We start from the raw sequence: 26,984 nt of genomic DNA on the forward strand, positions 1-26,984 counted from the left end.
TATGGCGCAACTAATAAATACAATTGAAGATTTAAAAAAGCACATAGTTGTTTCGGCTTCATTCGATTTTAAGAAAGTTCTACCTTATACAAAAAGAGCTGAACGCAAATATATTATTGGATTAATTGGCCGTGAACAATATGATTCAATTATCGTTCATACTTATGTTGAAGGTAATGATGAACCGATAAATTTAGTTAAAGTATTACTTGAAGAAGCAGCTGCTCATTATGCATTATTATTAGCGCTGCCAATAATTAATTTACAGGTTACAAATCATGGTTTAAAAGTTCCTGAGACAGATAAAAGCAAGCCTGCAGATTGGAAAGATGTTCGCGATTTAAAACGTTCACTTTTAGAAACTGCAAACGAAGCTCTTGATTCTGTTTTTGAAATTATGGAAGAAAACGAATCTGATTTTCAAGAGTGGGTTGATTCTTCTTATTACACAGTTTTCAAATCCGGAATCGTTCGTCACACCAAAACCTTCAATTCTTATTTTGATATTCAGAATTCTAGAAAAACATTTTTAGCACTCAAGCCTTACATGATTGAGGTGGAGGAGCGTTATATAAATCCGATGTTCGGACAATGCACGCTTGATTTTGTTAAAACTATTTCTACAGATCCAATCGTAAAAAGAGTTCAGGAGCTTACGGAAATGTCCGTTGTAGCTTTTACAATTTCTAAAGCAGCTGTTGCCGGAACTTTTTCTGTAACACAATCTTCTTTAGTTGTTTCTTCAGAGGAGCTTCCATGGGAACGTAATAAAATGGAACTGGATGAATTAAAGCTCGAGCGTTTAAGAAAAGATCGTGAAACATCTGGTTTAGAATATCTAAAAAAAATCAAGAAACTTTTTATTGAAAATCCTATTATTTTCAATTGTTACGAAGACAAAAAAGAAATAGGGTTACAAAATAAAATACAAAAATTAAAAACAGGATTGGCTTTATAGTCTTGTCCTTTTAAAAAAATTCTTCAGTAAATATTTTTGATAAAAAATAAATCAAATGCGTGTAGTAGCAGTACCAACAACAAACGGAATAGACGATATTAAATTAATTGCTGAAACTGACTCAGAAGCGGTTTTCATTCGTCAATTAGCAGAAGCCGGAACATTATCTTCTTTAAGTACAAGTGCATCATCAAGCGTCGTATTTAGAGCAATATCTGTTCAATCTACTCCGACGGTTAATGATAATTTAATCTCAAGAGGTAAAGTAGGTAAATACGATTTCTCGGTTCGTCAAAATGAAAGTCATGCAGTGGGAATGACTTTCATAAAAGCTGATGTTCCTTTGGATTTAACTGCTTACACCGCAATTAAACTGCAGGTAAAATCTTCAAAACATTCTTCAGCAATTTTAACACTTGATCTAACTGCAGGACTTGCTATTTCTGGAGACGATAATAATGTTCTAAATATTTCAATGACTGCAAATCAAACAAAAGAATTGTGTAATGAAACGTATTACTACGATATTCTTTTCACAGGTACTTCAACAAATATTTATTACATAGAAGGAAAAATAACAGTTAAAAAATCAGTAACACGATAATGGAAAATATTGATGTAAATATTGAGGAAACTAATCCGCAAGAAATTATTGAAGTTTATGTTGATGAAAACGCAGCACAAGATGCGATTGATGCTGCAGCTTTAGCTCAACAGATTCTTGAGTTATGTCAAGGAATAATTGAAAATTTCACTGTTGTAAATACAATTTTTGTCGATAATAGCTTTACAAAAGTAGGCCAGTTGTTTACAGGTATTGCTGGAACAGAATGGAATATCAACGGAATAAATTATTTAAGACCAGCTGATCAAGAAATTACTATTCCGTTATGTGCTGCAGGAATGGTAAGAACTGATAGAGTTGTTCTTGATACTAACAATAACTTTGTTTTAGTTCAGGGAGTTGAAGTTGAAGAGAATCCTGTTGCTGAATCGAAACCGGTTAATACTTTAGATTATACATTTATTCCTGTTACTGATGCATCTGTAGGAGATCCTACACCACCAACTTTAGGAAATTTATATCAACAAAAAGAGTTTGACAAAATTCAACTTTACACAGGCGTTGCTCCAGGTACTAATATTGTGATTCCTTTGAATAAAGAAGGTAGAAGAGTTATTCTTTTGCAAGGCACAATTGTAAATATTAAAGGACTTTCAACTTCATTAATTTATGGTGATTCTACAGCTGAGAATCCACATGAAGGAAAAATTTTTACATTTATTAATGACACTACAAATCCAATAGTATTCAATCATTTTGAAGCAAGTGAAGATATTTTTTACATTTTTAAATCTGCAACAAACTTAGTTATTCCAAGTAAGGAAAGAATTGATTTTATGATGAGATCATCAACTTTAGAAGAGCATTATAAAAGTTGGGTTGATTTATCAGGAAAATTAGATAAAGTTTCAACGGTTGATGTTGAAAAAGTTTATTTAAAAAATGCCGATGGAACTCAAGGAATGAAACCTGTTAGTGAGTTGGTTTCAAAACGCGTTCAAATCATTTCTGACTGTTCTTCGTGGCAATTAAATCAAAACCTTTTTTTTGTAACCACAGATTCTGCAAATGGTGTAGGTTGGAATTCTGGAAACACTTTAAAATCATCACAACCAGGAGCAACATCAAATGCTGTTTCATTACTTACAAATTCAGGTGTTGTTCCTATTGCAATTTCTGCTTACAACTCAAATTTAAAGAAACTAGTTCTTGAGGCGAGATTTAGTTATTACAGACCCAACGATAGGTTTTTAATTGGATATTATGAAAAAAATACTTTATCTCCAATAATACATATAAATCCAACTGTAATTTATGATAATATTGTTTCTTATGGTGAAACTAATGACGGTACGTATTTAGTTGTAAATATAAATTCAAACATATTAATTCCTGAAAACGCAATGATTGTATATGCGATTGCTTCAAATGATCCTGCGGCAGCTGCAACAGTGAATAAATTCTATTGTTTAACAACTCACATAATTTTAGAAGAGATATAATGAAAGTAAGAATTATAAATTTTGAAAATTTTGGAGGTGTCTATTCCGATGATTTTTTATTGGAGAATGAAAACAATGTTATTAATGGTGAATTAGTCTCTGAATGGACATTGACTGAAATATTACCAAATACTCAATTTAAAACACCTAAATGGAACGGCTCAAATTGGTATGAAGCTTACGTAGAAGTAATTGTAGTTCCTGAAGAAATTTCACGGATGAAGTTTAAAATTCAGATACGTAGAAGTACAATTTATAGCTACGATATTATTCTTACTTATATGCAAAATTTAGCAGTAACGGAACTTTTTACACAAGATGATAAAGATGAACTTATTGACAGATTAGAAGATGCGGTAAGCTTCAACAGATACCATAAGGATTTCATCAATCTTGCTAATATGTTAAGCGTTTCAGATGAAATTAAAGACGAAATTTTTATAGAAGGAAATAAAATTCAATAGTATGGAAAAGCGAATCAAAAAACTACTAAACATTTCTTTTATCTGGTTGATTTTTCTTCCAATATTTCTGTATGCAGTTGATGGCGAAATAAGAACTTCAATTTCAAACTATGCCTACTCCGAATATAGTTTTGTTTTTGTGGCATTTCTAACATTTGCAGGATCAATGCTTATTGTAGATGGTTGTAAAGACGATTTGTTTACTCGTAACAAATGGTATTCAATTATTTTGGGTTTGTCTCTTATCGGAGTAGCCATTACACCGCACAAAGATTTTTCAATTCTTCACTACTCATTTGCTGGTATATTTTTCATTGGTAGCTTATTCGCTATGATACTATTTTCAAGTCCAAAACAACGCCTTTTAAAGATGTTTTTGGGTTTAATCATAATTATATCCATGCTCGGACATTTCGCATTTAATTGGTATAGTTTGCTAGTAGCTGAATGGATAGGGATGCTTCCAATAATAATTAATTATACAGGAGAAAATAATAACAAATTAGATTAGTATGAGAAAGTGGTTACACAATTTATTAGAGAATATTAAAATTACTGGAGTCGAAATATATTTATTTTCAAAGGAAATTTATTTAGCTATTTGCCTTTCGCTTTCAACAGTTCTTGCACATTATACAGATTTAAAAACAGCATTTTGGGCGTTTTTAATTATTACATTTTTGGACACATTAACTAGAATTAACGCAAATGCAGTCGAAAAAGGTTTGAAGTTCAATCCTTTTAAAAAATATTTCTGGTTAGAAATCCAAAGTACTGGCTTACGTGAAATGATGAAAAAGATTTTCTCAGAATATATGGTTTATCTGTTCATTGCTTTTGTGGTTGATGTTCTAATTTTTAAGCAAGAGTTTCTTATTGATTTTATGGGGAGAAAATTAACGCTTCCTGTAATTGCTTTGTATTTGTTTTCTGCAGTAGAGCTTTGGAGCATTGGAGAAAATATTGAAGCTTCAGGTGGAGTTAATATTTTTAAAAAGATATTTCATTTTTTACCTGAAAAATGGCAATTGATTTTTAAAACTAAAGAAGAAATAGAAGAATGAAACCGCTAATAATTTATTTAATCATTGCAGTTATTTGCTCCGTATATGGGTTTTTAACTTCAAAAAAAATCGACTAATATGACTATTAAAGAATTTGTAAAAGCATTTTATCCACATGCAAAAATTGTCCAGGATAAAACAGGAATTTCGGCTGTGGCTATTTTGGCACAAGCTGCACTTGAAAGTGGCTGGGGAAAATTTGCTCCAGGTAATATGTTTTTTGGTGTAAAAGACACAGATGGAATCAACGGAAACGAGCAGTTAATTACTACATCGGAGTTTCATTCAACAATGAATGTGAAGTATCCAGTTGTTATCAGCATCACACCGACTGTGAGAAATGGCCGAAAACTTTTCAAGTACAAAGTAAAAGACTACTTCAGAAAATATAATACTCCAGCTGATTGTTTCAACGATCATGCTCAGTTCTTTTTCAAAAATAAGAGATACGCAAAAGCTTTGTTAGTGAAATATGATCCAATAAAATTTATTGATGAAGTGGCAAAGGCTGGTTATGCAACTGCTCCAGATTATGCAATAATCTTAAAATCGGTTGCGAATTCAATCCAAAAACATATTTAGATTGGCCATTTAAAAACCAATAAAACCAACACTTATGAAACAATTTATATTAAAATCAATAATTTTCTTTGGCCTATTTCTGGCCCTTTCAAGTTGTACCGGAACAAAGAAGATTTCGGAAAAAAATTCGGAAACAAAAATTAAAGAATTATCTGAAAAAACAACTGATAAAGTTTCAGATACAAAAACTAATAAGGAAATAAACGACAATATTTCTGTGCCATTAAGGTCAAATAACGAGGAAGTTAATAAAGCCATTCGGGATGCTTTTCGAGATTTTAATTTTAATAAGCAGTCTGGAACCAATTCAACTCAATTTATTTTTGATGAAGAAGCAATGGCTTTTAAAATAGCAAATATTATTGGTGCGACTCAAGATAAAAACACGAGCTCTGTTATTGATACAAAAACTGATAAATCATTCGAACAAACCACGGATGAATATTTTAGTAAAAAAATTTCTCAAATACCATGGTGGCTTTGGGTTGTAGCTATTATCTACTTAATGCCTAGAATAGTTGAAGGTGTTTCGGCTATTTACAATCCATTTTCTTTATTAATCAAAAAAATTAAAACAAAGTAATGGAAGCTCAATTAAGAAATTTAAAATTAAAACGTGAAGGATTATATACACAAGTAGATATGCTTTCTTCAGTAAGTGAATCGTTGTATTTACAGATCGGAAAAGTAGAAGTTGAAATTCGTCATCTTGAGAGAAAAATTCTTCAGGAAAATAAAAACACATTTGATGCGAGTTAATTATACCATTCCGCAAAATTGGAATAAGCTGAGTAAATGGCAACTTAAACGTGTCGGAAAGTTGGTGCATTCACAATCTAAATTACCACATCGATTATTTATTTCGATGTTAATTTCTATTTTGATAATGCCAAAGCGTTCTTTTGTTGGTTATATAAAATCCATTTATTTGTTTACGCAAGTTCCATTATTTGTGCTTGAAGAATACTGCAGTTGGATTTTTGATAAAGATGAGCATTTAACTAAGTTTCCTGAAAAATTTAAAATTGGTAAAAAAATATTTATCGGACCAGCACAAAGGTTGTCAAACGTTACTATTGAGGAGCTTTCTTATGCTGATACGTTCTTTTTCAATTGGATTCTTGAGAAAAACGATTTAGATCTGCACAGACTTGTAGCGGTTCTGTATCGTGAAGAAGGCAAAGATGCAGGTTTAGATGATCGTCGAGTTCCTTTTAATAAGTTGTTGCTGCCAAATAATGCAAACTTTACCGATAAAATTCCAATGCAAGACAAATTAATTATTGCATTGGCATATCAAGGATGTCGAGATCTGTTTGCAAAACGTTATCCGATTATATTTCCAAAACCTAAAGAATCAGAAAAAGAAAAAACTCCTGAAGATTTAAAAAAAATAAAAAAATCATATCAGCCATTCGACAGAATTATACACGCAATGGCCATGGATGAAGTTCAGGTGTTTGGAAATTTACAGCAAACTGAAAAAGCAAACGCAGTTCAGTTCTTTAAAATTTATGAAGAAAGTATAATTCGCATGCGTGAACGTGAGCGTGCCAACAAAAAATAAAAACAATGTTAGAAAGAGTTTTATCATATAAAAAAGTAGATGAGTATTTCAGTAGTTTGGCTGCAAAGCATGTTGATATAAAAGATTATGTTGGCACATCTACAACGGAGCTTCAATCAAAGACTGCTACTGTAGATGGTTTGCAAATACCGTTTCTTTGTTTTTTCAATTACCAAGGGAAACTTTCAGGAAACCAGCAACGCACATTTAACGACAGAACTTTGTCTTTCTCAATTTGTTTTACAGGAATTGATGCTGAAGACTTTGCTGCGCAAAAACAAGCTATTGATGATGCTGAAATTATTGGTCTTGAAATTTTGTCCAGGATAAATGTTGAAAGCAAAAAAGAAGCTATCGGTTGGCTATATAATAATTTCCAAAAAGATACAGCTCATTATTCCGAAATTGAATTGGAAGGTTCTGAAGGGGTTTTTGGTATGGAATTTCATTTTGATTTAAAAAACACAGAGCCTTTAGTTGTGTCTCCAAATAAATGGTTTGACGGTGATGAGTTTTGTTTACCTTAGTTTATAGTTAATTTTTTTTAGTTTGAAGTGCGAGATACTGAAAGGTTCTCGCATTTTTTATATATTTGAATCAACTTAAAAAATAATTTATGCAAAAGTCAAAAACAACATCAGCAGTTCTTTGTTTCTTTTTTGGAATATTAGGAATACATCGATTTTATCTTGGTTATACATTAATTGGAATTCTACAATTGTTCACTTTTGGTGGATTTGGATTATGGACTTTAATTGATTTTATTCTTATTGTTACTGGTAATTTAAAAGAAAAGCAAATTGTAATTAATTATCCTGTTCAATCAGTTGTAAAAGCTAATAATACAGGTTCTAAAATAGAAAAGAAATATTCTTTTTCAAATAATTTTTATGTTGCAGGTACTCATATTGTCAAAAGAAAAAATTATATTTTAAAAAATTGTTATGATGGAATGCTAGTTAAACTTGTTCCAGAACCAACTAATAAAGTTGATCCAAATGCAATTGCGGTTAAAGATGAATTTGAAGAAACATTAGGTTATATTCCTTCAGATAAAACTTCAATTGTAAATAAACTTTTAAAAAGTTCTTCTTATAAAGTATTTATTGATGAGTATATAATTGAAGATAGTTTTTCTAATCCTGGTACTGAGCACGTGAAACTTTATATTAGAGTAGATTATGATTAAATAATTTAGTTTAACTTTAGTTGTACTTTTTTGGGGTATATGCACTATTGTTTTAAAAATATTTTTATCTTTGCTTTGACCAATTATTACAGAGGTTCTCAAAAAACTTCTTTTTTTAAATATTAATACTGGAGTTCTCAGGTTTCGGACAACTGTAAACAGCCGATTCTCATTCCTCGTAATGATTGGTCAGACCGCAAAAGGAACTCCTTTATTTGTTACCTTTGATAAAGTTCTTATTTTTTTTAACCTTTTAAAAAATTTGTATTATGACCAGTACAGAAAAAAAAGAAAATCCATTAACGTTGGATCAGGCTATTAAGCCAATTGTAGAATGTGGTGTTAACTTTCGCAATCAGAGAATGTTACTTCACGAAATGTTTACTTCATCGGTAGCTAATGCTCCAGATGATGAAATTGAAAACTTCACAGCGAAAAGATTAACACCTGTTTATCTTGCACTGTGTAATTTGTTGGAAAACTTGGATAGTATTGAAGAAATTCATTCAGATAATATTCAAAGTTGTATGTTTAAAAATTTAAAATAATTTGTTATGCCTGATATTATCAACTATAAAGAAGAGGTAAAACGTCTTATTTCTGAAACTTACGAATCTGCAGATATTATAAATAAAGAGTTTCAATTTACAACTATACAATTAACTAATCTGCTAATGACAATTTTACCATATAAAGCTATTGATGAACATTTAGTTTATGAAGCACTTTTAGAACTAGGTTTTCAGCCAAAAGAAGAAAGTCCACTAGAATTTTACTGGTATTTTAAACGCAAATAAAAATTATGGAAAAAGAAAATTATAAATTTGAAAAAACTTTGTTTCAAGATACACTTGATAAAGTTCCAATGGATGTGATTGAAAGACAATTTATTCAAGAGTTTTTAAGTAAACTCCCTTTGGAGAAATTAAAAAGATTAATTGATTTAAAACTTTTAAATCCAGCTGATGAATCTTTATGGGATGTTTCTGAAGAACAAGATTTTCAATTATCTTTTTTACGTGAAATGGAATCTGCTTTATTAAAAGCTAATATTGATTTATAATATGTAAAAGTCGCACAGCTTCGCATATTTTTTAAAAACCACTCAATCGAGTGGTTTTTTTATGTCCTTTTTTCAGCTTGCTATAATTGGGAATTTGCATCAAAATTAAAAAGCATGCAAAATACAGATATTACTTCTTTAGAAAAAAAAGCAGGTAGTGCAGCGGCCAGTTCTTTAAGAGCTGTTTTTCGCACATCTATTAAATCTACTTTTAAACGTAGAACAGGTAAAGCAGAAAAATCTAATGTTTCAGCAAAATATCGCGATGGAAATTTAGATAGGCTAACGCTTTCATCTCCACACTATTCTTTTAAAAATCATTTTGGATCTTCAAAAACAGGAACCACGCCATCTGTATCAAGAGCAGGAGGTTCTGTAAAATCTTTTTCTCGTCATATTAAAGGAAATACCGTAACGGTTAATGCTTTTTCACGTTCTGGCGGTTCTGTATCTGCACACCGTAAAGGAATCAGGTATAAAGCTTATGGTCATTTAGCAAATGCGATGAGAAACGCACAACCAGCATTAGAAAAATTAGCTACAGATTTAACTGAAAATAGAGCTGTAATTGTTGTATCTAAAATTGATTTCTAATGGCTGGAGAAAATGTAAATAGAAGGCTTAATATATATATCAATGATAGAGAAGTTACTAATTCTTTAACAGGTGTAACTCGTGAAATGTCGAAAGTAAGAGCGCAAATGCGTGGACTTAATAAAGGAGCTGAAGACTATCAGGAACAATTAGATAAATTAAACAAAGAATATCAAGATCTTGAGGAAGTTCAATCCCAATTTAAAAAAGACATTTATGGTGTGAAAAAAGGATTTGACGACACCAAAAAATCAGCTGAAGAAATGACTGGCGAACTGGATGCGGCAGGTTCTGCATTCGGGAATCTTTGGGAGGGATTGAAAACTGGTAATATGAAACAAGCTCAAGAAGGGCTTAATGGATTAAAAACTGGTTTACAAGAATCTGCTAAAGCAGGACTGGCATTTGTTTCAACTCCAATTGGTGCTGTAATTGCTGGATTAGTTGTTTTAGGTGCTAGTGTTAAAGCTTTATGGGATTATAATGCCGGACTTACAGAAATGAACAACAAACTAAGTTCACTTGGAGTAAGTTCTCAAGAATTGTCTAAAGTTAGATCGGAAGTTGCTGCCACTGCAGAAACTTTCGGAAAAGAGTTTGACGAAATTGCGGAAAAAGCCAATTCCCTTGCCAAAACGTATGGTATTTCCATGACTGAAGCAAATGATATCATTGCTCAAGGTTTAGCGAATGGAGGTGCACAGAATGGGGAGTTTCTTAATTCTTTAGGCGAATACGATGAATTTTTTGCAAAAGCAGGTTATTCTGCAAAGCAATTTGTTGATGTAATTAATACAGGTTACGATTTAGGGATTTATGATGATAAACTTCCTGATGCGTTAAAAGAGGCTGATTTATCTTTAAAAGAGCAAACAAAATCAACAAGAGATGCGTTAATCAATGCATTTGGTGCGAGTTTTACAAATGATATTTTGCAAAAAGTTCGTACTGGAGAAATGACCACTAAAGAAGCTTTAGATGCAATTGCTGTTAAATCTCAAGAGGTTGGCCTATCTCAACAACAACAAGCACAACTTACTGCAGATGTTTTCAGAGGAGCTGGAGAAGATGCAGGTGGTGCTCAAAAAATACTTGATGCAGTTGCTCAATCAGCTAAAAGAAATATGTCTGAAAGCGCAAAGGCTACAGACGATTTACGTTTAGCAAATGAGCGTTTAAATGAAGCTCAAGCTGAACTATTTGAAATTGATGGTTTTGGTGATACCTGGACAAAAATCAAAACTGCAGGTATCGATGCCTTCGCCGCTTTCTTAGAAGGAATTGCAGAATTTAAAACTGATATTCAGCCAATAATAGATTTAGTTTCCATCGTTTTTGCTAATGCATGGGAGGGAATTAAATTTACTGTTTCTAATGCTTTTGAAATTATTGGAGGTTATTTCAAGTTTTTTGGAAACATTATAAAAACAGGAATAAATGTAATTACTAAATTATTTAAAGGTGATTTTGGTGGTGCGCTTGACGCTGCAACTGATGGTTTGAAAAACGCTGCAAAAATTATAGGAAATGTTTTTATAGGATTAAAAAACAATTTATTAACTGCTCTTTCCAATATTATAGAAAATGTCGCACCTATGCTTGAAGCTTTGGGATTAGATGTTGACAAAATCAAGAAAAAACTTGAAAGTTGGAAGTCTCAAAAATTTGAATTAAAAGGAGAAGTTAAAGTAAAAGGGACTCGAGATCCTGGTAATCCAGAAGGGAATACTAAAACAAAAGAAACTACTAAAGATAATGGTAATGCTGATGAAAAATCAGATGCTTTAAAACGTGCAGAAGCGGCTAAAAAAGCTGCAGAAGAAAGAAAGAAGCTTTTAGAAGCTCAAGCAAAAGAACGTGAAGCTTTGGATAAACAATTGTTGGCCACCCAACGTGCGTTTCAAGATGCTCAATTGGATCTGATGGCTGATGGTTATGAAAAGGAAAAAGCCAAAATTAATCTTGAGCACGATAGGAAAATAGAAGATTTAAGATCTCATCTTTTCAAAGAATCAGAATTAAAGGATTTACAAAATCAAATTGATGCGGCTAAAAATTCTGGAAATAATAACGAAGCTCAAAGGTTACAGGCTTTATTAAATCAAAAACTAGAAATTAACAAGGCTTATAATGATTCAATTGTAGCTTCAGAACAAACTAGAAATTTAAAAATTGCCCAGCTTCAGGAAAAATATTTAGCTGAAGAATTTAAAAAGGAGCAAGAAGTACATGCTCGCCAATTAAAAAACCTACAAACTCAACAAAACTATGAGTTAAATGGAATTACCTCTTTAAAAGAGGCAAAGGCATTATTGTCAGAGACAATGTCAAGTGACGAACTTAAACGAGTTACAACACTTGAGCAGGCCAAAAAATTGATTAAGGAACAACATCTCAAAGAACAATATGAGATGGAGAAGGCTAATCTTGAGAAAATTGCTACTCAGATTCAGGCTTTGATGGCTCTTGATGCTCAATCAGGATTCCAATTGTTTTCAGATGAAGAAAGAGATGCGGTTCTTAAAAATCTTGAAGAAGTTCAAAATAAAATTTCAGGTTTAAAAAAGCCCCCAGAATCAGAAGAAGGTCCGAAAACTTTTGATAACGCTGCTAATACTGGAGTTGATATTCTTGGATTTGATGCTGGGAAATGGGAGGCTCTTTTTGATGGTTTAGACACTTTTGCTGAAAAACTAACTGCTGTACAAATGGTTGCAGGAGCTCTTAAACAAGCTTTTAATGCATACTTTGCTTTTATGGAAGCTGGAGAAAACAGAACTCTTCAGAAATTTCAAAAAAGTACTGATGCTAAGAAGCGTGCTTTGGCAGATCAGTTAGAAAAAGGATACATCACTCAAGAAGTCTATAATGCAAGAATAGCTCAAGCTGATGAGGAATTAAATCGTAAAAAAGCTGATTTAGAATATAAACAGGCCAAACGTAAAAGAGCAATGGCTATCGTTGAAGCAATAATTAACACTGCTCAGGCAATATCAGGTGCTCTTGCAGCGACTCCTGGTCCGGGCGGAATAATAATGGCTGCAATTGTTGGAGCTTTTGGAGCTTTGCAAATTGCTACAATTGCCCGGCAGCCTTTACCTGATAAAGGATATAAAACAGGAGGTTTTACAACTCGAGGTAATAAAAATGAAATTGCAGGAGTTACACATAAAGACGAATATGTCATTCCTGCAGATGTTCTTTATGATAATGATCCAGCAATGCCTAGCATTATGGAATATGTGGAAGGAAAACGTACAGGAAAAATTAAACCAGGATCTCAATCTTCAGATAATATTGATTTAGGTTCTGCAGGTGGTCAATCTTCAAATAATGAATTGTTTTTAGCAAAAGTTATCGAGCGAAACTCAAATCTTTTACAAAAAATTCTAGAAGAAGGAATTGCAGCGTGGTTGGAACTTGATTTACCAACGGCAAAAAGAATTAGAAAAAAACTTCAAGAGTTAGAAATAATCGAAAAATTAAGAAAAAAATGAGTGTAATATATTACCAAAAATTCTCTGAAAATGAAGTGTTTGCAGATCCTCTTTTAAACACTTCATTAAATCAATTGTTTACATTATTGATTAATATTCTTACTGAAGATATTGTTATTCCGAACTTAATAATTACTGGAGATGTTGCACAAATTATGCAAGGAGTAGATTTGACTACTACAACTGCAGCTGTGGAATTAATAACCGATAATAAAGAGATTTTTAATTGCATAAAAAGTGGTTATAGTAATTTAAATGTATCTCAAGTAATTGTTAATGATGCCAAAGTAACCATGGTAATAAATGAAAAATTAATAATTGTAAATTTTAATCCTGTTAAAGTTGAATCTTTTGACATTTACGGGATTTATGTGAAATCAGTTAAATAAATAATATGTCAATAGTTGTATCAAATAATAGCGGAAATGTTTCTAATACAGTTAATTCTGCAACTACAATTTTTTGGGAATGGACTCCTTCATCGGTCTTTAAAAGAGTCTGGAAGGTTGGAACACCTTTTTTTAATTCTACTCCAATAAAAGTTAGAATTCCGGCTTATGAATTAATGCCGGCATATACGGGTTATACATCTTTTTTATTACATATAAATGTAGATTGTGGTTCTGCAGCGCAATGGGTTCAAGTTGGTGGTGGTTCTGTTCATGTAGGTTCTATTGGAACTCCAGTTACTGAGGGTGGTTTAACTTTTTACGAGAAAACAATTAGTTATCCTTTTGTTAATTTTCATTTATTATCATTAGGTACATATTTCGCAACAGCAATTTATAAAATATCAGCAATTAATCCTGCAACAAATGTTCGTGAAGATATTATTTCACAAGGAATGTATTTTCAATTAGAAGTTGTAAATACTGATGTTGAATTTTTAGATTACACTTGGGATTTGATGCTTATTAATTATTTGTATTATTCTTATAATTTAAGTGGAGTTCTTCCTGCAGCAAAAAACGTTTTTGTTTACCATAATGTTCCTTTTACTGTTGCCGTTAGTGATCCTTTATTACTTTATACTGTAACAGCAGCAACTAATTATTCAAAGCTAGAACTGTCTTTTGATTCAGGGATTTCAGGTTTATCAATTGGTATTCATAATTTCACAGCTACTTTAAATTACGGAACTGGACTTTCAAAAGTGGTTAACATACAGCTTGAAATATTTAATGATCCTTCAGCTTTTTATGTAAATCCAACTGATGTTACTTTTGAAGTTTACAGAAATGCTACAGCTCCAGTTCCAATAGTTGTTAATACAATATCTCCAACACCTTGGAATATCAACACGGCATTGCCGGAATGGTTGGGTGTTTCTCAAAACAGTGGTTCTGGAACAACTGATGTGTTCCTTCAGGCATTAAACTATAATCATTTACCTGCAGGTAATTATAATTTTAATTTAGAATTTACAAATGATACCGAGACTAAAACAGTTCAGGTGCATTTAATTCTTCATGATTTTGTAACTTATCCATTTGTTCCTGGTAAATTGTTTTTTACTCAAGATTTAGATTACCTTGATTTTAATTCAGATGAAGTGGATCCAACTTTTATTGAAATTGAACTGGGAATTAAAATTTTCAGTTTGAATTTATATGAAGAAATTCCATATACAAGACAATATAAACTGCCATTGTTTAAAGGAATCGGAGATTTCCACATTGGAACTATTATTCATCAGTTACTTGAAGAAATTGAAAACTTACAGGATGTTGTTCCTTTGCGAGAAGGAAATTACACAAAACTGCAATATGCTCCAGCTGAAGTTTCAGTTTCTTTTGTTCAAAAAAATTATACTAGTGATGATGTTATCCGTTCAGGATCCATTGATTTAATCAAATTCATCAAAGGCCATAAACCTTATGTTACAGAAAATCAATTGTCTTTATTAACGGTGATGCAACAAGAGGTTAGTAGAATTACACCTAAATCTGTAATTGGAATTGCTTTCACTCATTTGGGAAACCCACTAATTCGAGTTTTTAAAAACGGAAATTTAATTGAAGAAACGAATGTGCTTTCTTTTGCATCAGTTCCTGAAAAAATAATTTATTCTTATTTCCGTTTTGACAATAATTTCCGTTTTGGTGATACAATAGAAATTCAGGTTCTTAATAATTTGGAAACTAGAATTCAAAGATTTTTAGTGTTAGCTGAAGGTTATGACAGTACTTACTTCTTATTTGAAAATGATAATGGAGTAATTGAACCGTTCGAATTTTCAGGAAGAGTACGTGTAAACAATGCTTACACTCATATTACCAATAAGGTTTTTGCTAAATTATTTGAAAGAAATAAAAAAGTTGATTCTTCAAACAATCAATCGTTGATAATTAATACTGGCCAATTGTTGCCTTCAGATCATAAAATAATTGATACGATAATAAAAAGCAAAAAAGTATGGTGTGCATTTAATGATCCTTCAGGAAGATATTTATTGGTAGATTCTACTTCTACTAAAATGACTCCTTCAGATACATTTAAAGAAGATAATAGTTATGATGTTGAATTTAATATTTTAGAAGACGCTAATGCTACAGTTTATCCACAATGATTTTAAAATAGATATATCTCACTTAAAAATTACTTTTAACAGCGAGAATATTTGGTTTAAAACAGAAATTAATTCAGATTATTCATTTCCTTTTAATATTCCATGGAATGAATGGGCTAAAATTTCAAACTCAATTCATTATAATGCAGTTGATGGATTAGTAAAATTTGAAGGAAAGTTATATCGAGATGGCATGTTGAATTCTGCTACTTTGAAAGTCCAGGAGACAAAAGGAAAATTTGTGTCATGTATGATTTATTCAGGATTCGAGGGTTTTACGGTTTTTGATAAACAATTGAAGGATTTACCTCTTGATAATTTTGTGGTTTCAAATATTAAAACTCATGCTTTGAGTGTGATTACGCAAGATTATCCAGCGGTTTCACATAATTTTCCTATGATTCATACGGACAAATATGATCCGGAAAGCCCTGAATTTTATCAATTTGAAAAAATATTAAATAAATATGTAGATGGAAGCTTTGTTGAGAGTGATTTAGCACCAGGAACAAATACTGATCGTATTAAAAATATCATGCAGCCACTTCCTTATTTACTTCATGTTGTTAAAAAAGGATTTGAAGCTGATGGTTACGACCTACAAGGTGATATTATGAATATAACAGATTTTCAAAAAGCTTTAATTTGTCGTGATGGAGATTATTTTGAAAAAACAGGAAAAGGAGATGAAATTCCATTTAAAATAGAAGTTGGTGATTATGTTTCTACAGATCCTTTAGTTCCAATTGATAATTATCCTTTCAGTGTCGAAGTGGTTAATTTCTTCAAAGAAATTGTAATTGAAAAAAAAGGTGATTATTTGTTATTTGGACAAACAAAATCAGTACAAGTGAAAAGGTTTAAAAACCCACTCCCTTTTCTTTTTATTACTGATTTAAGATATAAAATTACCAAAATAAGTGGTGGAGTTACTACTACTATTTTGAATTATGTTAAAAATGCTGATACCGATTTAACAAGTGGTAGTCTTAGTTCTTATTATTGGACACATCCAACTAAAAACATTGATATAGCTGTATCTTTTGAAGCTGGAGATATTTTACGATTTGAAAAAAAAGAGGCTATACGAAATTCAACATTCTTTCCTCCTTCTGCAGATTATCCTTATACAATTGATATGAAAGTCATTCCTTTAAGATATAGGAATCCTGATAATTCTCCTATACTTTCCATTTTAGACAGAAACAAAGTGAATTTAACACAGGTTGTTCCTGATATGACATTTGGGGAATTGATTGAAAGATTAATGGTTTGGAAAAAATTAGACATGACTCCAGTTGGCAATGTTGTTTACATGAATTACGTTGTTAATCAGCTTGATAGAAATCAAGCTATAAAACTATCAGAAAAAGAAGTCGAAGAACCATTAATTACAAATAATGATTCGAGATCGTATGAATTATTTTTTGCTGATGGAAAAACTCATGAAACATATAAGTATGATTCTGCTTATATTGATTCAGATGGCATTATTATAAATGATTATCAAACTAAAAAAGATACAATTCAGATATCAATTGATGCTTTGCCTTATCCTGTAGTTCAAAGAACCGAAATAAAGACTGCATTTGCTTTTGATGATGAAATTAGTAAATTAAGACTTGTGTTTTATAACGGAATTTCTTTGGATGATGACGAAGAGCCTGAAATTCCTGTTTGTTATGAGAATTCAAACATGCTTATTCCAAAAATTTGTGAAAATGATTATAAAGACTGGCTAAATTTTCTAATTAATTCAAAAACATATCAATGGGATTTTATTATGTCGGTTGAAAAATTTAGAGAAATCACAGCACAGTCTTTAATATATGCTTATAATAACTATCATATTTTCACAGAAATTGAACAAGAAAGGATTAATCACATGTATTGGAAAATTTCTGCAAAAACAGAAACTTTAGTCTAAATTCATATTATCCATAAATTGTATTTCTTTATCCTGGTCCTCTTGCAATATAGTAACGTAAATCATAGTTTCTTTAATATTGCTGTGGGCTAGGATTTTTTGTAAAACTTCTACTTTTCCACCTTGTTTTAAATAGTTTGTAGCGAATGTGTGTCTTGCAACGTGAAAAGTTACTATTTTATTAATATTCCGGTCTTTACAAATATCTTTCAAAATTCTGTTAATGTATTGATCTGTAAATTTTGTTACTAGCATTTCTGGACATGCTTCAAGTATTTGTAAAGCATATTTATTAAGCTTTACATTTTGATTCTTTTTAGTTTTTATAGATGTGAATTTAAGAGCTCCATCAACTATATTTTTTAATTCTATTTGTTGCATGTCCGAAATTCTTAATCCAGTAAAGCAGGATGTTAAAAATAAAGCTAACGGAATTCGGTAAGTTTCATTAATAAATTCAGAATGGAAATATCTGTTAAGCTTCTTTAATTCCTCTTCATTTAAATAGTTCCGATTTCCATTTGTAGATCCTATTTTTATAGCTCTAATGTTTAAAGGCATTTTTATGCCGGCTTCTTCAGCAATTTTCAAGTATTTTTTCAGAACCTTTAAATTTGAATTTATACTTGTTGCGAGCATTTTTCTTTTGATCATGAATGCTTTAAATTTTAAAATCACATCAAAATCTAAATCAGTAAACATTACTCGAGGTTTAAATTCTCTAAATTTTTTCAGTACACTTTTCTCTTTTTTGTGTGTATTCTTATGAACTATTTCTTTTTGTAGATCTAATTGAGAGGACCAGAACGCTACAAAGTCAATTCTCGGGATTCCGTGATGAAATTCATATACAAAGTTTTCTACAGTCAAAAATCGTTCACTTAGTCTGTAAGTAGTTTTGATGGCAGTTATTTTACTTTCAATGTTTTCTAAAATAAGATTAAGATCCTGACTTTTTTGTGAATTATCAGTCATTCTGCTTTTATCCTGGTTCCAGTTTTTTGGATTAGCGTACAAACCTAGCGGAATTCTTTCAAGCTCATTTTTGTGGTTGACTTTTAAATACAATAAAGCTTCTCCTTCTTTATTGATGTAGTTTCGAAGTGTAAATTTATGTTTCATTGGCACAAATAATTTTTTTGTGCTAATTTGTGTGTCGAAAATGTCGGTTTTGGTGTTTAAAATTCTCATGTTTATAAAATTAAATTAATAAAAAAGCGCACAGTTCTCAGGGGTTAACCTGCTTGCTGTGCGCTTGAGAATTTTAAAAAAGTGGTACCTCCAGGGATCGAACCAGGGACACATGGATTTTCAGTCCATTGCTCTACCATCTGAGCTAAGGTACCTTGAATAAATAAGTAATATTACTTCCTTATTGCGGGTGCAAATATAGAACCATTTTTATATTTTCCAAAATAAAAAATAAAAAAAATCAATTTCGTACATTTGCAATTCTAATATTCTGATATGATACTTACAATTGATGTAGGGAATACAAACATCAAAGTCGCTGTTTTTAAACAGGTTAACTTGGTTGAGAAGTTTGTTTTTCAAAAAAATGAGCTTAAAAATAATTTTAAAAATATTTTAAAAAAATATCCAGATTGTACAAATTCAGTGCTTTCTTCTGTGGGAAAACTGGATGAAACAGATATTTTGTGGTTAAAAAGTCATTTGAATTTGCTTGAAATAAGTCATGCTTCCACTTTTCCGTTCAAAAATCTATATGGTTCTCCAAAAACTTTAGGTGTAGACAGGATGGTTTTGGCTGCAGGAGCAGTTTTGTTGTATCCGAACCAAAATACGTTGATTATAGATGCAGGAACTTGTGTGACTTATGATTTTGTGACTAATAAGAAGGAGTATTTAGGAGGAGCCATCTCTCCTGGTTTGCGTTTGCGATATGAATCACTTCATAATTTTACTGCAAAACTTCCTTTATTAACAAAAAAATACCCTGAAAGTTTTATTGGTAACAATACAGAAGAAGCCATTCATTCAGGGGTAGTAAATGGTTTGTGTAACGAAATTGAAGGCTTTCTTTCCGGATATTCTGTTAAAAACGAACAATTTACAATAATTTTAACAGGCGGAGACGCTAATTTTTTGGCTAATCGATTAAAAAGTGTCATATTTGCCGATGAAAATTTCTTATTAAAAAGTTTACAACAATTATACACTTACAGTTTACAAAATGATTAAAAAAATTGCCTTAATAGTTACTATACTACTTGCGAATTTCGGTTTTGCACAAGAAAACACACCTTCTCCATATTCTTTTTACGGAATTGGAAGTACTAAATTTAAAGGAACAAACGATATTGTTAATACAGGAGGGATTAGTGTTTATTCTGATAGTACACACATTAATGTACTAAATCCAGCTTCATTTTCTAACCAAATCGTAACAACTTTTCAAGTAGGTCTTACAAGTTCATTTTATAAATTGAATTCTGCTTCAAATACAGAGAAAGCACAAAAATCAACATTTGATTATTTGATTATGGGTTTCCCTGTTTCAAAAAAATTGGGTGTTTCTGTTGGATTATTGCCACAAAGTTCAGTAGGTTATAGATTTGTGAATGACAATAGGTTAGGAGATAACACTATTAGTAGATATATGGGAAGAGGTGGAGTTAGTAAAGTGTATTTAGGTTCTGGATATAAAATTAATTCTAAATTCAGTGTTGGTTTGGATGTGCAATATTTATTTGGTACTATAAATACAGAATCACAAAAATTTGAAAATAAAGTTCAACTTGGTACAAGAGAAATTAATGAATCGTCTTTGTCAGGTGTAGCTTTTAATGCAGGTTTTATATATAATACAAAACTAAATAGTAAATTAAATTTCACATCTAGTTTAGTTTATTCACCTGAAGCTAAATTAACATCTGATAATAAAAGGTATATTTCTTTAATATCTTTATCGGATAATGGAACTGCAGTTCCAGTTACTTTGGATACAGAATTAAATGTGGTTGACACTAACCTTAATGTGCCTTCAAAATTAGCAATTGGTGCTGGTGTAGGAAACAGAAAATGGTTTGTTGGAGGAGATATTACTTTTTCAGGAACTGGAAGTCAAATTAATAGATTCGACAATTATTCAAATGTATCATATGAAAATGCAACTAGAGTTGCTATTGGTGGTTTTATTATCCCAAAATTCGATTCATATAATAGTTATTTAGCAAGAATTACTTATCGCGGTGGTTTCAAATTTGAAAATACAGGTTTAGTAATTAATAATTCTGCAATTAAAGATAGATCTGCAACTTTAGGTTTTGGATTCCCAATTACTGGATCATTTTCTAGTTTAAATGTTGGTGCAGAATACGGAACAAGAGGAACTACAAGTAACGGATTGGTTAAAGAAGATTATTTTTCAATTAATATTGGATTAATTTTCAATGATAAATGGTTTAGAAAAACATTATATAATTAATAAAATGAAAAAGTTTGTTGACTATATACTTGTTCTTGCTTTGGTTTTGGTTTTGCAAAGCTGTGAAAGTAATTTAAAGGATGTACAACGAATTTATAAAACTTCATTTGTTCCAACAGGAGAAGCGGATTCAATTAATTTAAAATATACTGATTCGGGTAAAGTGAAATCAACCGTGCAAAGTTTGAAAATGGTTGATTATTCTACAGCTAAAAATCCATTCGTGGAATTTCCAAAAGCTGTTTTAGTTACGCTTTATGATGATAATGGGAATAGAACAACCGTTGTAGCTGATAAAGCTATTTCTTACAAGAGAACTGAAGTTATCGATTTAATTGGAAATGTGAAAATCGCTACTTTTGATGGTAAAGTTTTAGAAACCAGTCAATTGTATTTTGATCAAAAAAACGAATGGTTTTTTACAGAAGAACCATTTAAGTTTAAAGATGCAGATGGAAGTTTTTTGCAAGGTGTTGGAATAGACTTTAGTAAAGATTTTAAAATTTTCAACATGCAAAACAATAACGGAGAAGTTAATAACATGAATAAATAAAAGATGAAGTACTACAAATATTCTCAATACTTATATTTAATTGCAGCCATTGTGTTTTCAATATCTGTAATATATAAAATTTTCAATAAACAAGATTATGGATTACAAGCAATTATTGCTGTTGGATTTATAATTATGTACTTCGTTAGAAGAAGTTTTTTAAAGAAAATGGAAAACAATCAGGAAAACAAGTAAAAAAAATATGCAATACTATTTTATTATTAAATAGATAATTGTATTTTCGCCCACTGAACAAAAAAATAACTCAATATAAAAATGGCAATTTTATCAAAAATTAGACAGCGTTCTATCTTATTAGTCCTAATCATAGCATTAGCATTATTTTCATTTGTATTAGCAGATGTAATTAAAAGTGGTGGATTTAGTGGAGGTTCAAACAACATTGGTTCTATCAATGGAACAAAATTTGAATACCAAGAATTCATGGGTAAAGTAGCTAATGTTGAAAAACAACAACAAGGAATTAGCGGAACTCAAGCTTTAAATTCAGTTTGGGATCAAGAAGTAAGAAAAGCATTATTATCTGAACAATATGATAAAATTGGTTTGTTACTTGGAAAAGAGCAATTAATGGCGGTAATCAAAAATGATCCGCAATTATCACAATCCCCTCAGTTTTTAAATGCTGCTGGTAAATTTGACGATAAAAAATTTGCAGAATATATCAATTCTTTACAAAGTGCTCCAGACCAAACACAATGGAATCAATGGAAAGCATACGAAATTCAAATTGAAGATTTCGCTAAAGAGCAAATGTATAATACATTGATTAAATCAAGTGTTTATACTACTAAAGCAGAAGGTAAATTAAAATACGAAAGAGATAACAATAAAGTTGATTTCGATTACGTAGCATTAGCATTTTCTACTGTAAGTGATGACCAAGTTAAAGTAACTGATGAGGAAATTATCGCTTACATGAAAAAGAATCCTAAAAAATTCAAATCAGACAATACAAGATCAGTAGAATATGTTTTAGTTGAAAACAAACCATCTGCAGCTGATGAAGCAGCAATGAAATCTAAAATTGATGGTTTTGTTAACGGTAAAATTGAAATGAAAAACGGTAAGAATGATACAATTTCTTCGTTCCGTGCTGCGACAAATTTAGCAGATTACGTTAATAAATATTCTGAAATCAAATTTGATTCTACTTACGTTGCTAAAAAAGATATCAACCCACAATTTGCTGAACAATTATACGCTTTAGCACCTGGACAAGTTTTCGGACCATATACTGATAACGGATATTCTAAATTATCAAGAGTTGCTGGAAGAAAATCTGGAGCTACTGCAAAAGTAAGCCATATCTTAATTGCATATAAAGGTGCGATGCAAGCTGCGCCATCTGTTAAGTTAACTAAAGAAGAAGCTAAAGCTAAAGCGGAAGGTTTATTAGCACAAGTTAATGCTAATCCATCAAGTATTGGAATGTTAGCAATGATCAATTCTGATGATCAAGGTTCGAAACAAAATGGTGGAGTTTATGATAATGTTGCTCCAAAACAAATGGTTAAACCATTCGATGATTTCTTATTTGGTAACCCAGTTGGAAAAACAGGAGTAGTTGAAACAGATTTTGGTTTCCACGTAATGAAAGTTGATGGTAAGAATGATGCTGTATTATTAGCTACTGTTGCTTTAAAAGTACAGCCTTCAGAACAAACAGAAGATGCTAATTATAATAAAGCGTTAAAAATCGAATCTGATGCAATGGCAAACGGACTTGAAAAAGCTGCTAAAACGGCTGGTTTAACTATTGCTCCTGCTGCAAGTGTAAAAGCTTATGATGAAAATGTTGCTAACTTAGGTTTACAAAGACAAATTGTAACTTGGTCTTTCAATGAAGATACAAATATTAATGATGTAAAACGATTTGATATTGCTAATCTTGGTTTTGCAATTGTGAAATTGAAAGCTAAAAATGACGATGGTCTTTTACCATTAGAATTAGCTAAGCAATCAGTTGAGCCATTAATTAAAAATGAGAAAAAAGCGGCTATACTTAAAAAGAAAATGACTGGTACTACTTTAGAATCTGTTTCTAAGGCAACAGGTTCAACAATTTCTCCTGCAGTTGGTGCTTCAATGGCTTCTCCTGTTATTCCAAACTTAGGTTACGAGCCAAAAGTTGTTGGTGTAGCTTTAGGTTTAGATTCTGGAAAAACATCAAAAGTTATAGAAGGGAATTCAGGTTTATATATGGTGAGAACTAAAACATTAACAAAAGCTCCTGCTGTAAAAGATTATAAAACTCAAATTGATCAATTGAATCAACAAACTAAAGGTTCAGCTCCTTACAGAGTTGTTCAAGGCTTAAAAGATAAAGCTGATATTGTTGACAATAGAGGTAAATTCTAAAAATAAAATTGAAAAATAAAAAAAGGGCTGAGTTTTTCAGCCCTTTTTTTATTTTTGTAAATGAAAATAAAAATGAGTGTATTAAATACTATACTTCGCTTTTTTGGATTGTCTTCCAAAACTAAGTTAGAAGAAATTAATTCAAATGATAATCAGGAAATGAAAAAATTTTTAATTGTTGGTTTAGGAAATATAGGTGCTGAGTATGTTAATACCAGACATAATATTGGATTTAAAGTGTTAGATTATTTCGCCAATCAAGAAAGTATTTCTTTTCAAACCCAAAAATTAGGTGAAGTTGCTGAATTTAAAATTAAAGGAAGAACAGTGTTGTTGTTAAAGCCAAATACTTATATGAATTTGAGCGGAAAAGCCGTAAAATATTGGTTAGAAAAAGAAAATATTGAAAAAGACAATATGCTTGTAATTACAGATGATTTAAATTTATCTTTTGGAAGTATTAGAATTAAAACAAAAGGTTCTGACGGAGGTCATAATGGACTTAAAAACATACAGTTATTGTTAAATTCTACAGAGTATCCTCGTTTTAGATTTGGAATTAGTGATGCATTCAAAAAAGGCAAGCAAGTTGATTATGTTTTAGGGGAATGGTCTTTGGAAGAAAAAGAAAGTTTGAAAGAAAGGCTAAGTGTTTCTTCAGAGATAATAATATCTTTTGCTTTGGCGGGTCTTAATAATACAATGAATCTATTTAACGGGAAATAGGTCTATTTATTTTTATTTTTTGGTTGATTAAAGTATAAAAATAATTGCAAACTTCTTTTTGTAATGCATTTAACTGGTAATGATAAATAACAATACCAATTTTGGTTTAATGTTATGAAATTATTTTTTTTATTATTATATTTGCTTTTAATTAACCAATTATATAAATAAAATGAAAAAAATTACTTTAATTTTATCATTATTCATTTGTTTTAGTAGCGTTGTTTTCGCACAAAATAAATCTGGTGATAGAACGGTTTTTGGGAAAAAAGTAGATCCTAAAAACATTACTCCCTCAGGACACATCAGATGTGCTACTACTGAATATGAGCAATATTTAAGAGAGCAATATCCTAAAATGGAATCTGTTGAACAATTTGAAAATTGGATGGCTCAAAAAATTGAAGAGCAAAAAGCAATCCAAGAAGTGGCATCTCAAAGTGGTGGAATCATTTATATACCTGTGGTAGTTCACGTAATTCATAACGGTGATGCTTATGGTACAAATGAAAATATTACTGATGAGCAAGTTCAGTCTCAAATTACAGTAATGAATCAAGACTTTAGAAAAATGTCAGGAACTCCAGGTTTTAATTCAAATCCAGTTGGAGCTGATACTCAAATTGAATTCGTTTTGGCAAAAGTTGATCCAAATGGAAATCCTACAAATGGTATTAATAGAATTAATTTATGTGAAAATTCATGGTCTACAGCTGATATTGATGCAATTGTAAAGCCGACAACTATTTGGGATGCAACACAGTATATGAATATGTGGTCTGTTAATTTTACAGATGGTACTTTGTTAGGTTATGCACAATTTCCATTTGCCTCAACTTTATCTGGTTTAACGATGGCTGTAAATACTGCAAATACGGATGGTGTTGTTGCAGGTTATAGATTTTTTGGAAGCTCAGCTTTAACAACTGGAGCTTTTCAAGCACCTTTTGATAGAGGTAGAACAATGACACATGAAGTGGGTCACTTTGTGGGTTTAAGACATATTTGGGGTGATGACGCTTGTTCAGGAACTACTAACGTAGCTACTAATGAAGATTTCGTGGCGGATACTCCTGCTGCAGGTGGACCTAATGGTGGTTGTCCAGCAGGAACTAATTCATGTCCTTCAGTGCCCTTAAATGATATGATTGAGAATTATATGGATTATACTGATGATACTTGTATGAATATATTTACTACTGGTCAGAAAACTAGAATTACTACGGTAATGAATAACTCTCCAAGAAGATCGTCTTTAAAAACTTCAACGAAAGATATTGCTATTCCATTATTTGCTAATGATGGTGAAGTTAAAATTGAAGCTTATTGTACTTCAGGTGCTTCTAATCCTTGTACGCCTGCTAATCAACATCAAGTATATTTATATAATAGAGGAACTGCTAATTTAACTTCTGCAACAATTAATTATAATGTAAATGGTGGTGCAAATACACCTGTTAACTGGACTGGAAATTTAGCGCCAAATAAATATGCATTAGTTTCGTTTTCAACAGTACAAAATACAGGTACTTTAAATGTTTCTATAGCTTCTGCTAACGGTGGTGCTGATCAAAGAGCTACAAATAACACTTCTTCAAAAACATTTACTTTTTCTGCGCCAACAGTTCCAACTAATTATGAGTACACTAACTTTACTTATACTTTACAAGGAGATAGATTTGGTGCTGAAACTACATGGAATCTTAAAAATGCTGCTGGAACGGTTTTGTATAGCGGTGGACCTTACACTAATTTAGCTGCTGGACAAACTCCTGCGCCAATTGTACAAAACTGGCCTTTACCAGTAAATGGATGTTATACATTCACAATATTAGATTCTTATGGTGATGGAATTGATCCTGGAACTTATAGTATTACTACAAATTCTGGTGCTGTTACAATTGTAGCTGGTGGTGTTTTTACAACTAATGAAGTAACTTCATTTACAAACAATTCATTATCTTCTCAATCTTTTGATTTATTTGATACAATTTCTTTGTATCCAAATCCTGCAAAAGAGATGGTAACAATTTCTGTTCCTCAAGGTTTAGATGTAAATGGTAAATTTGATTTATATAATGCTATTGGTCAAAAAATTACTTCTAAGAAAGTTTCTTCTCAAAATGATTTAATTATTAATACAAATAACTACCAAGTTGGTATGTATTTTATTAATTTAACAATTGGAGAATACAGCAAAACATTACGTTTTATCAAAGAATAATTTTTATAATTTTATATAATGAAAAAGGATTGGTGTATACCAATCCTTTTTTTATACACTAATTTTTATGAATTTTTGGTAGTTAAATTATACTTATAATTTATTTTCTT

At 31.0% G+C, this 26,984-nt stretch carries 28 protein-coding genes and 1 tRNA gene; 27 read left to right on the forward strand and 2 right to left on the reverse strand.

Translation table 11 applies throughout. From position 1 onward, the window contains the following. The first annotated feature begins 1 nt into the window (after position 1). The 20 genes from G6N05_RS05390 (at position 2) to G6N05_RS05485 (ending at position 17,541) form a co-directional block, all read left to right on the forward strand. Positions 2-958 carry a DUF6712 family protein gene (locus G6N05_RS05390; RefSeq protein WP_166125559.1) on the forward strand — a complete coding sequence of 319 codons (957 nt, stop codon included), beginning with the start codon at positions 2-4 and terminating at the stop codon, positions 956-958. A 55-nt stretch (positions 959-1,013) separates the two neighbouring features. After that, entirely contained in the window at positions 1,014-1,562 is a 549-nt protein-coding gene (locus tag G6N05_RS05395) for a hypothetical protein (RefSeq protein WP_166125560.1), read from the forward strand. Further along, positions 1,562-3,025 carry a hypothetical protein gene (locus G6N05_RS05400; protein WP_166125561.1) on the forward strand — a complete coding sequence of 488 codons (1,464 nt, stop codon included), beginning with the start codon at positions 1,562-1,564 and terminating at the stop codon, positions 3,023-3,025. The genes G6N05_RS05395 and G6N05_RS05400 overlap by 1 nt, the downstream gene beginning before the upstream one ends. Beyond that, a complete protein-coding gene (locus tag G6N05_RS05405; protein ID WP_166125562.1) occupies positions 3,025-3,489 on the forward strand; it encodes a hypothetical protein in 465 nt (154 codons plus the stop codon). The genes G6N05_RS05400 and G6N05_RS05405 overlap by 1 nt, the downstream gene beginning before the upstream one ends. 1 nt (position 3,490) lies before the next feature. Then, positions 3,491-4,000 carry a DUF7103 family protein gene (locus G6N05_RS05410; RefSeq protein WP_166125563.1) on the forward strand — a complete coding sequence of 170 codons (510 nt, stop codon included), beginning with the start codon at positions 3,491-3,493 and terminating at the stop codon, positions 3,998-4,000. A gap of 1 nt (position 4,001) precedes the next feature. Next, positions 4,002-4,553 (forward strand): phage holin family protein, encoded by a 552-nt coding sequence (locus tag G6N05_RS05415; RefSeq protein ID WP_166125564.1) that lies wholly within the window; start codon positions 4,002-4,004, stop codon positions 4,551-4,553. A 78-nt stretch (positions 4,554-4,631) separates the two neighbouring features. Beyond that, positions 4,632-5,135 (forward strand): glycoside hydrolase family 73 protein, encoded by a 504-nt coding sequence (locus G6N05_RS05420; protein WP_166125565.1) that lies wholly within the window; start codon positions 4,632-4,634, stop codon positions 5,133-5,135. Between the two features lie 34 nt (positions 5,136-5,169). Continuing rightward, positions 5,170-5,718: a hypothetical protein gene (locus tag G6N05_RS05425; protein WP_166125566.1), complete on the forward strand. Its 549-nt coding sequence runs from the start codon at positions 5,170-5,172 to the stop codon at positions 5,716-5,718. Continuing rightward, on the forward strand, positions 5,718-5,894 hold the full coding sequence (locus G6N05_RS05430) for a hypothetical protein (protein ID WP_166125567.1): 177 nt from the start codon (positions 5,718-5,720) through the stop codon (positions 5,892-5,894). The genes G6N05_RS05425 and G6N05_RS05430 overlap by 1 nt, the downstream gene beginning before the upstream one ends. Beyond that, positions 5,884-6,702 carry a hypothetical protein gene (locus G6N05_RS05435; RefSeq protein ID WP_166125568.1) on the forward strand — a complete coding sequence of 273 codons (819 nt, stop codon included), beginning with the start codon at positions 5,884-5,886 and terminating at the stop codon, positions 6,700-6,702. Before G6N05_RS05430 ends, G6N05_RS05435 begins: the two co-directional genes overlap by 11 nt. 5 nt (positions 6,703-6,707) lie before the next feature. Continuing rightward, positions 6,708-7,229 carry a hypothetical protein gene (locus G6N05_RS05440; RefSeq protein WP_166125569.1) on the forward strand — a complete coding sequence of 174 codons (522 nt, stop codon included), beginning with the start codon at positions 6,708-6,710 and terminating at the stop codon, positions 7,227-7,229. 89 nt (positions 7,230-7,318) lie between these two features. Next, positions 7,319-7,891, forward strand: coding sequence for an NINE protein (locus G6N05_RS05445; RefSeq protein WP_166125570.1), 573 nt, complete (start codon positions 7,319-7,321; stop codon positions 7,889-7,891). Positions 7,892-8,160: 269 nt separating this feature from the next. Beyond that, the gene (locus G6N05_RS05450; protein WP_166125571.1) at positions 8,161-8,439 is read left to right on the forward strand and encodes a hypothetical protein; all 279 of its coding nucleotides are present in this window, start codon (positions 8,161-8,163) and stop codon (positions 8,437-8,439) included. A gap of 6 nt (positions 8,440-8,445) precedes the next feature. Continuing rightward, the gene (locus G6N05_RS05455) at positions 8,446-8,688 is read left to right on the forward strand and encodes a hypothetical protein (RefSeq protein ID WP_166125572.1); all 243 of its coding nucleotides are present in this window, start codon (positions 8,446-8,448) and stop codon (positions 8,686-8,688) included. A 5-nt stretch (positions 8,689-8,693) separates the two neighbouring features. After that, complete coding sequence (locus G6N05_RS05460; RefSeq protein WP_166125573.1) at positions 8,694-8,954, forward strand: hypothetical protein; 261 nt, start codon at positions 8,694-8,696, stop codon at positions 8,952-8,954. Positions 8,955-9,068: 114 nt separating this feature from the next. Next, complete coding sequence (locus G6N05_RS05465; protein WP_166125574.1) at positions 9,069-9,548, forward strand: hypothetical protein; 480 nt, start codon at positions 9,069-9,071, stop codon at positions 9,546-9,548. Continuing rightward, complete coding sequence (locus G6N05_RS05470) at positions 9,548-13,045, forward strand: phage tail tape measure protein (protein WP_166125575.1); 3,498 nt, start codon at positions 9,548-9,550, stop codon at positions 13,043-13,045. Before G6N05_RS05465 ends, G6N05_RS05470 begins: the two co-directional genes overlap by 1 nt. After that, positions 13,042-13,434: a hypothetical protein gene (locus G6N05_RS05475; RefSeq protein WP_166125576.1), complete on the forward strand. Its 393-nt coding sequence runs from the start codon at positions 13,042-13,044 to the stop codon at positions 13,432-13,434. The genes G6N05_RS05470 and G6N05_RS05475 overlap by 4 nt, the downstream gene beginning before the upstream one ends. A gap of 5 nt (positions 13,435-13,439) precedes the next feature. Further along, a complete protein-coding gene (locus G6N05_RS05480) occupies positions 13,440-15,614 on the forward strand; it encodes a hypothetical protein (RefSeq protein WP_166125577.1) in 2,175 nt (724 codons plus the stop codon). Continuing rightward, the gene (locus G6N05_RS05485; protein WP_166125578.1) at positions 15,592-17,541 is read left to right on the forward strand and encodes a hypothetical protein; all 1,950 of its coding nucleotides are present in this window, start codon (positions 15,592-15,594) and stop codon (positions 17,539-17,541) included. The genes G6N05_RS05480 and G6N05_RS05485 overlap by 23 nt, the downstream gene beginning before the upstream one ends. On the opposite strand, the gene G6N05_RS05490 is transcribed toward G6N05_RS05485, so the two are convergent. Both G6N05_RS05490 and G6N05_RS05495 read right to left on the reverse strand, forming a co-directional pair. After that, positions 17,533-18,732 carry a site-specific integrase gene (locus tag G6N05_RS05490; RefSeq protein ID WP_166125579.1) on the reverse strand — a complete coding sequence of 400 codons (1,200 nt, stop codon included), beginning with the start codon at positions 18,730-18,732 and terminating at the stop codon, positions 17,533-17,535. The genes G6N05_RS05485 and G6N05_RS05490 overlap by 9 nt on opposite strands. Before the next feature lie 82 nt (positions 18,733-18,814). Beyond that, positions 18,815-18,887, reverse strand: a tRNA-Phe gene (locus G6N05_RS05495). A gap of 121 nt (positions 18,888-19,008) precedes the next feature. Here G6N05_RS05495 and G6N05_RS05500 point away from each other — a divergent pair. The 7 genes from G6N05_RS05500 to G6N05_RS05530 all read left to right on the forward strand — a co-directional run bounded on the left by G6N05_RS05500 (position 19,009) and on the right by G6N05_RS05530 (position 26,874). Then, a complete protein-coding gene (locus G6N05_RS05500; protein WP_166125580.1) occupies positions 19,009-19,743 on the forward strand; it encodes a type III pantothenate kinase in 735 nt (244 codons plus the stop codon). Then, positions 19,736-20,989 carry a hypothetical protein gene (locus G6N05_RS05505; RefSeq protein WP_166125581.1) on the forward strand — a complete coding sequence of 418 codons (1,254 nt, stop codon included), beginning with the start codon at positions 19,736-19,738 and terminating at the stop codon, positions 20,987-20,989. Before G6N05_RS05500 ends, G6N05_RS05505 begins: the two co-directional genes overlap by 8 nt. A 4-nt stretch (positions 20,990-20,993) precedes the next feature. After that, positions 20,994-21,542: an LPS export ABC transporter periplasmic protein LptC gene (lptC, locus tag G6N05_RS05510; protein WP_225875130.1), complete on the forward strand. Its 549-nt coding sequence runs from the start codon at positions 20,994-20,996 to the stop codon at positions 21,540-21,542. A gap of 3 nt (positions 21,543-21,545) precedes the next feature. After that, on the forward strand, positions 21,546-21,737 hold the full coding sequence (locus G6N05_RS05515; protein ID WP_166125583.1) for a hypothetical protein: 192 nt from the start codon (positions 21,546-21,548) through the stop codon (positions 21,735-21,737). An 81-nt stretch (positions 21,738-21,818) separates the two neighbouring features. Next, entirely contained in the window at positions 21,819-23,924 is a 2,106-nt protein-coding gene (locus G6N05_RS05520; protein ID WP_166125584.1) for a peptidylprolyl isomerase, read from the forward strand. A gap of 72 nt (positions 23,925-23,996) precedes the next feature. Next, positions 23,997-24,650 carry an aminoacyl-tRNA hydrolase gene (pth, locus tag G6N05_RS05525; RefSeq protein WP_166125585.1) on the forward strand — a complete coding sequence of 218 codons (654 nt, stop codon included), beginning with the start codon at positions 23,997-23,999 and terminating at the stop codon, positions 24,648-24,650. A 172-nt stretch (positions 24,651-24,822) separates the two neighbouring features. Beyond that, positions 24,823-26,874 (forward strand): M43 family zinc metalloprotease, encoded by a 2,052-nt coding sequence (locus tag G6N05_RS05530; RefSeq protein ID WP_166125586.1) that lies wholly within the window; start codon positions 24,823-24,825, stop codon positions 26,872-26,874. The last annotated feature ends 110 nt before the right edge of the window (positions 26,875-26,984 follow it).

Source organism: Flavobacterium bernardetii (genome assembly GCF_011305415.1).
In the GTDB taxonomy this organism is placed as follows: Bacteria; Bacteroidota; Bacteroidia; order Flavobacteriales; family Flavobacteriaceae; genus Flavobacterium; species Flavobacterium bernardetii.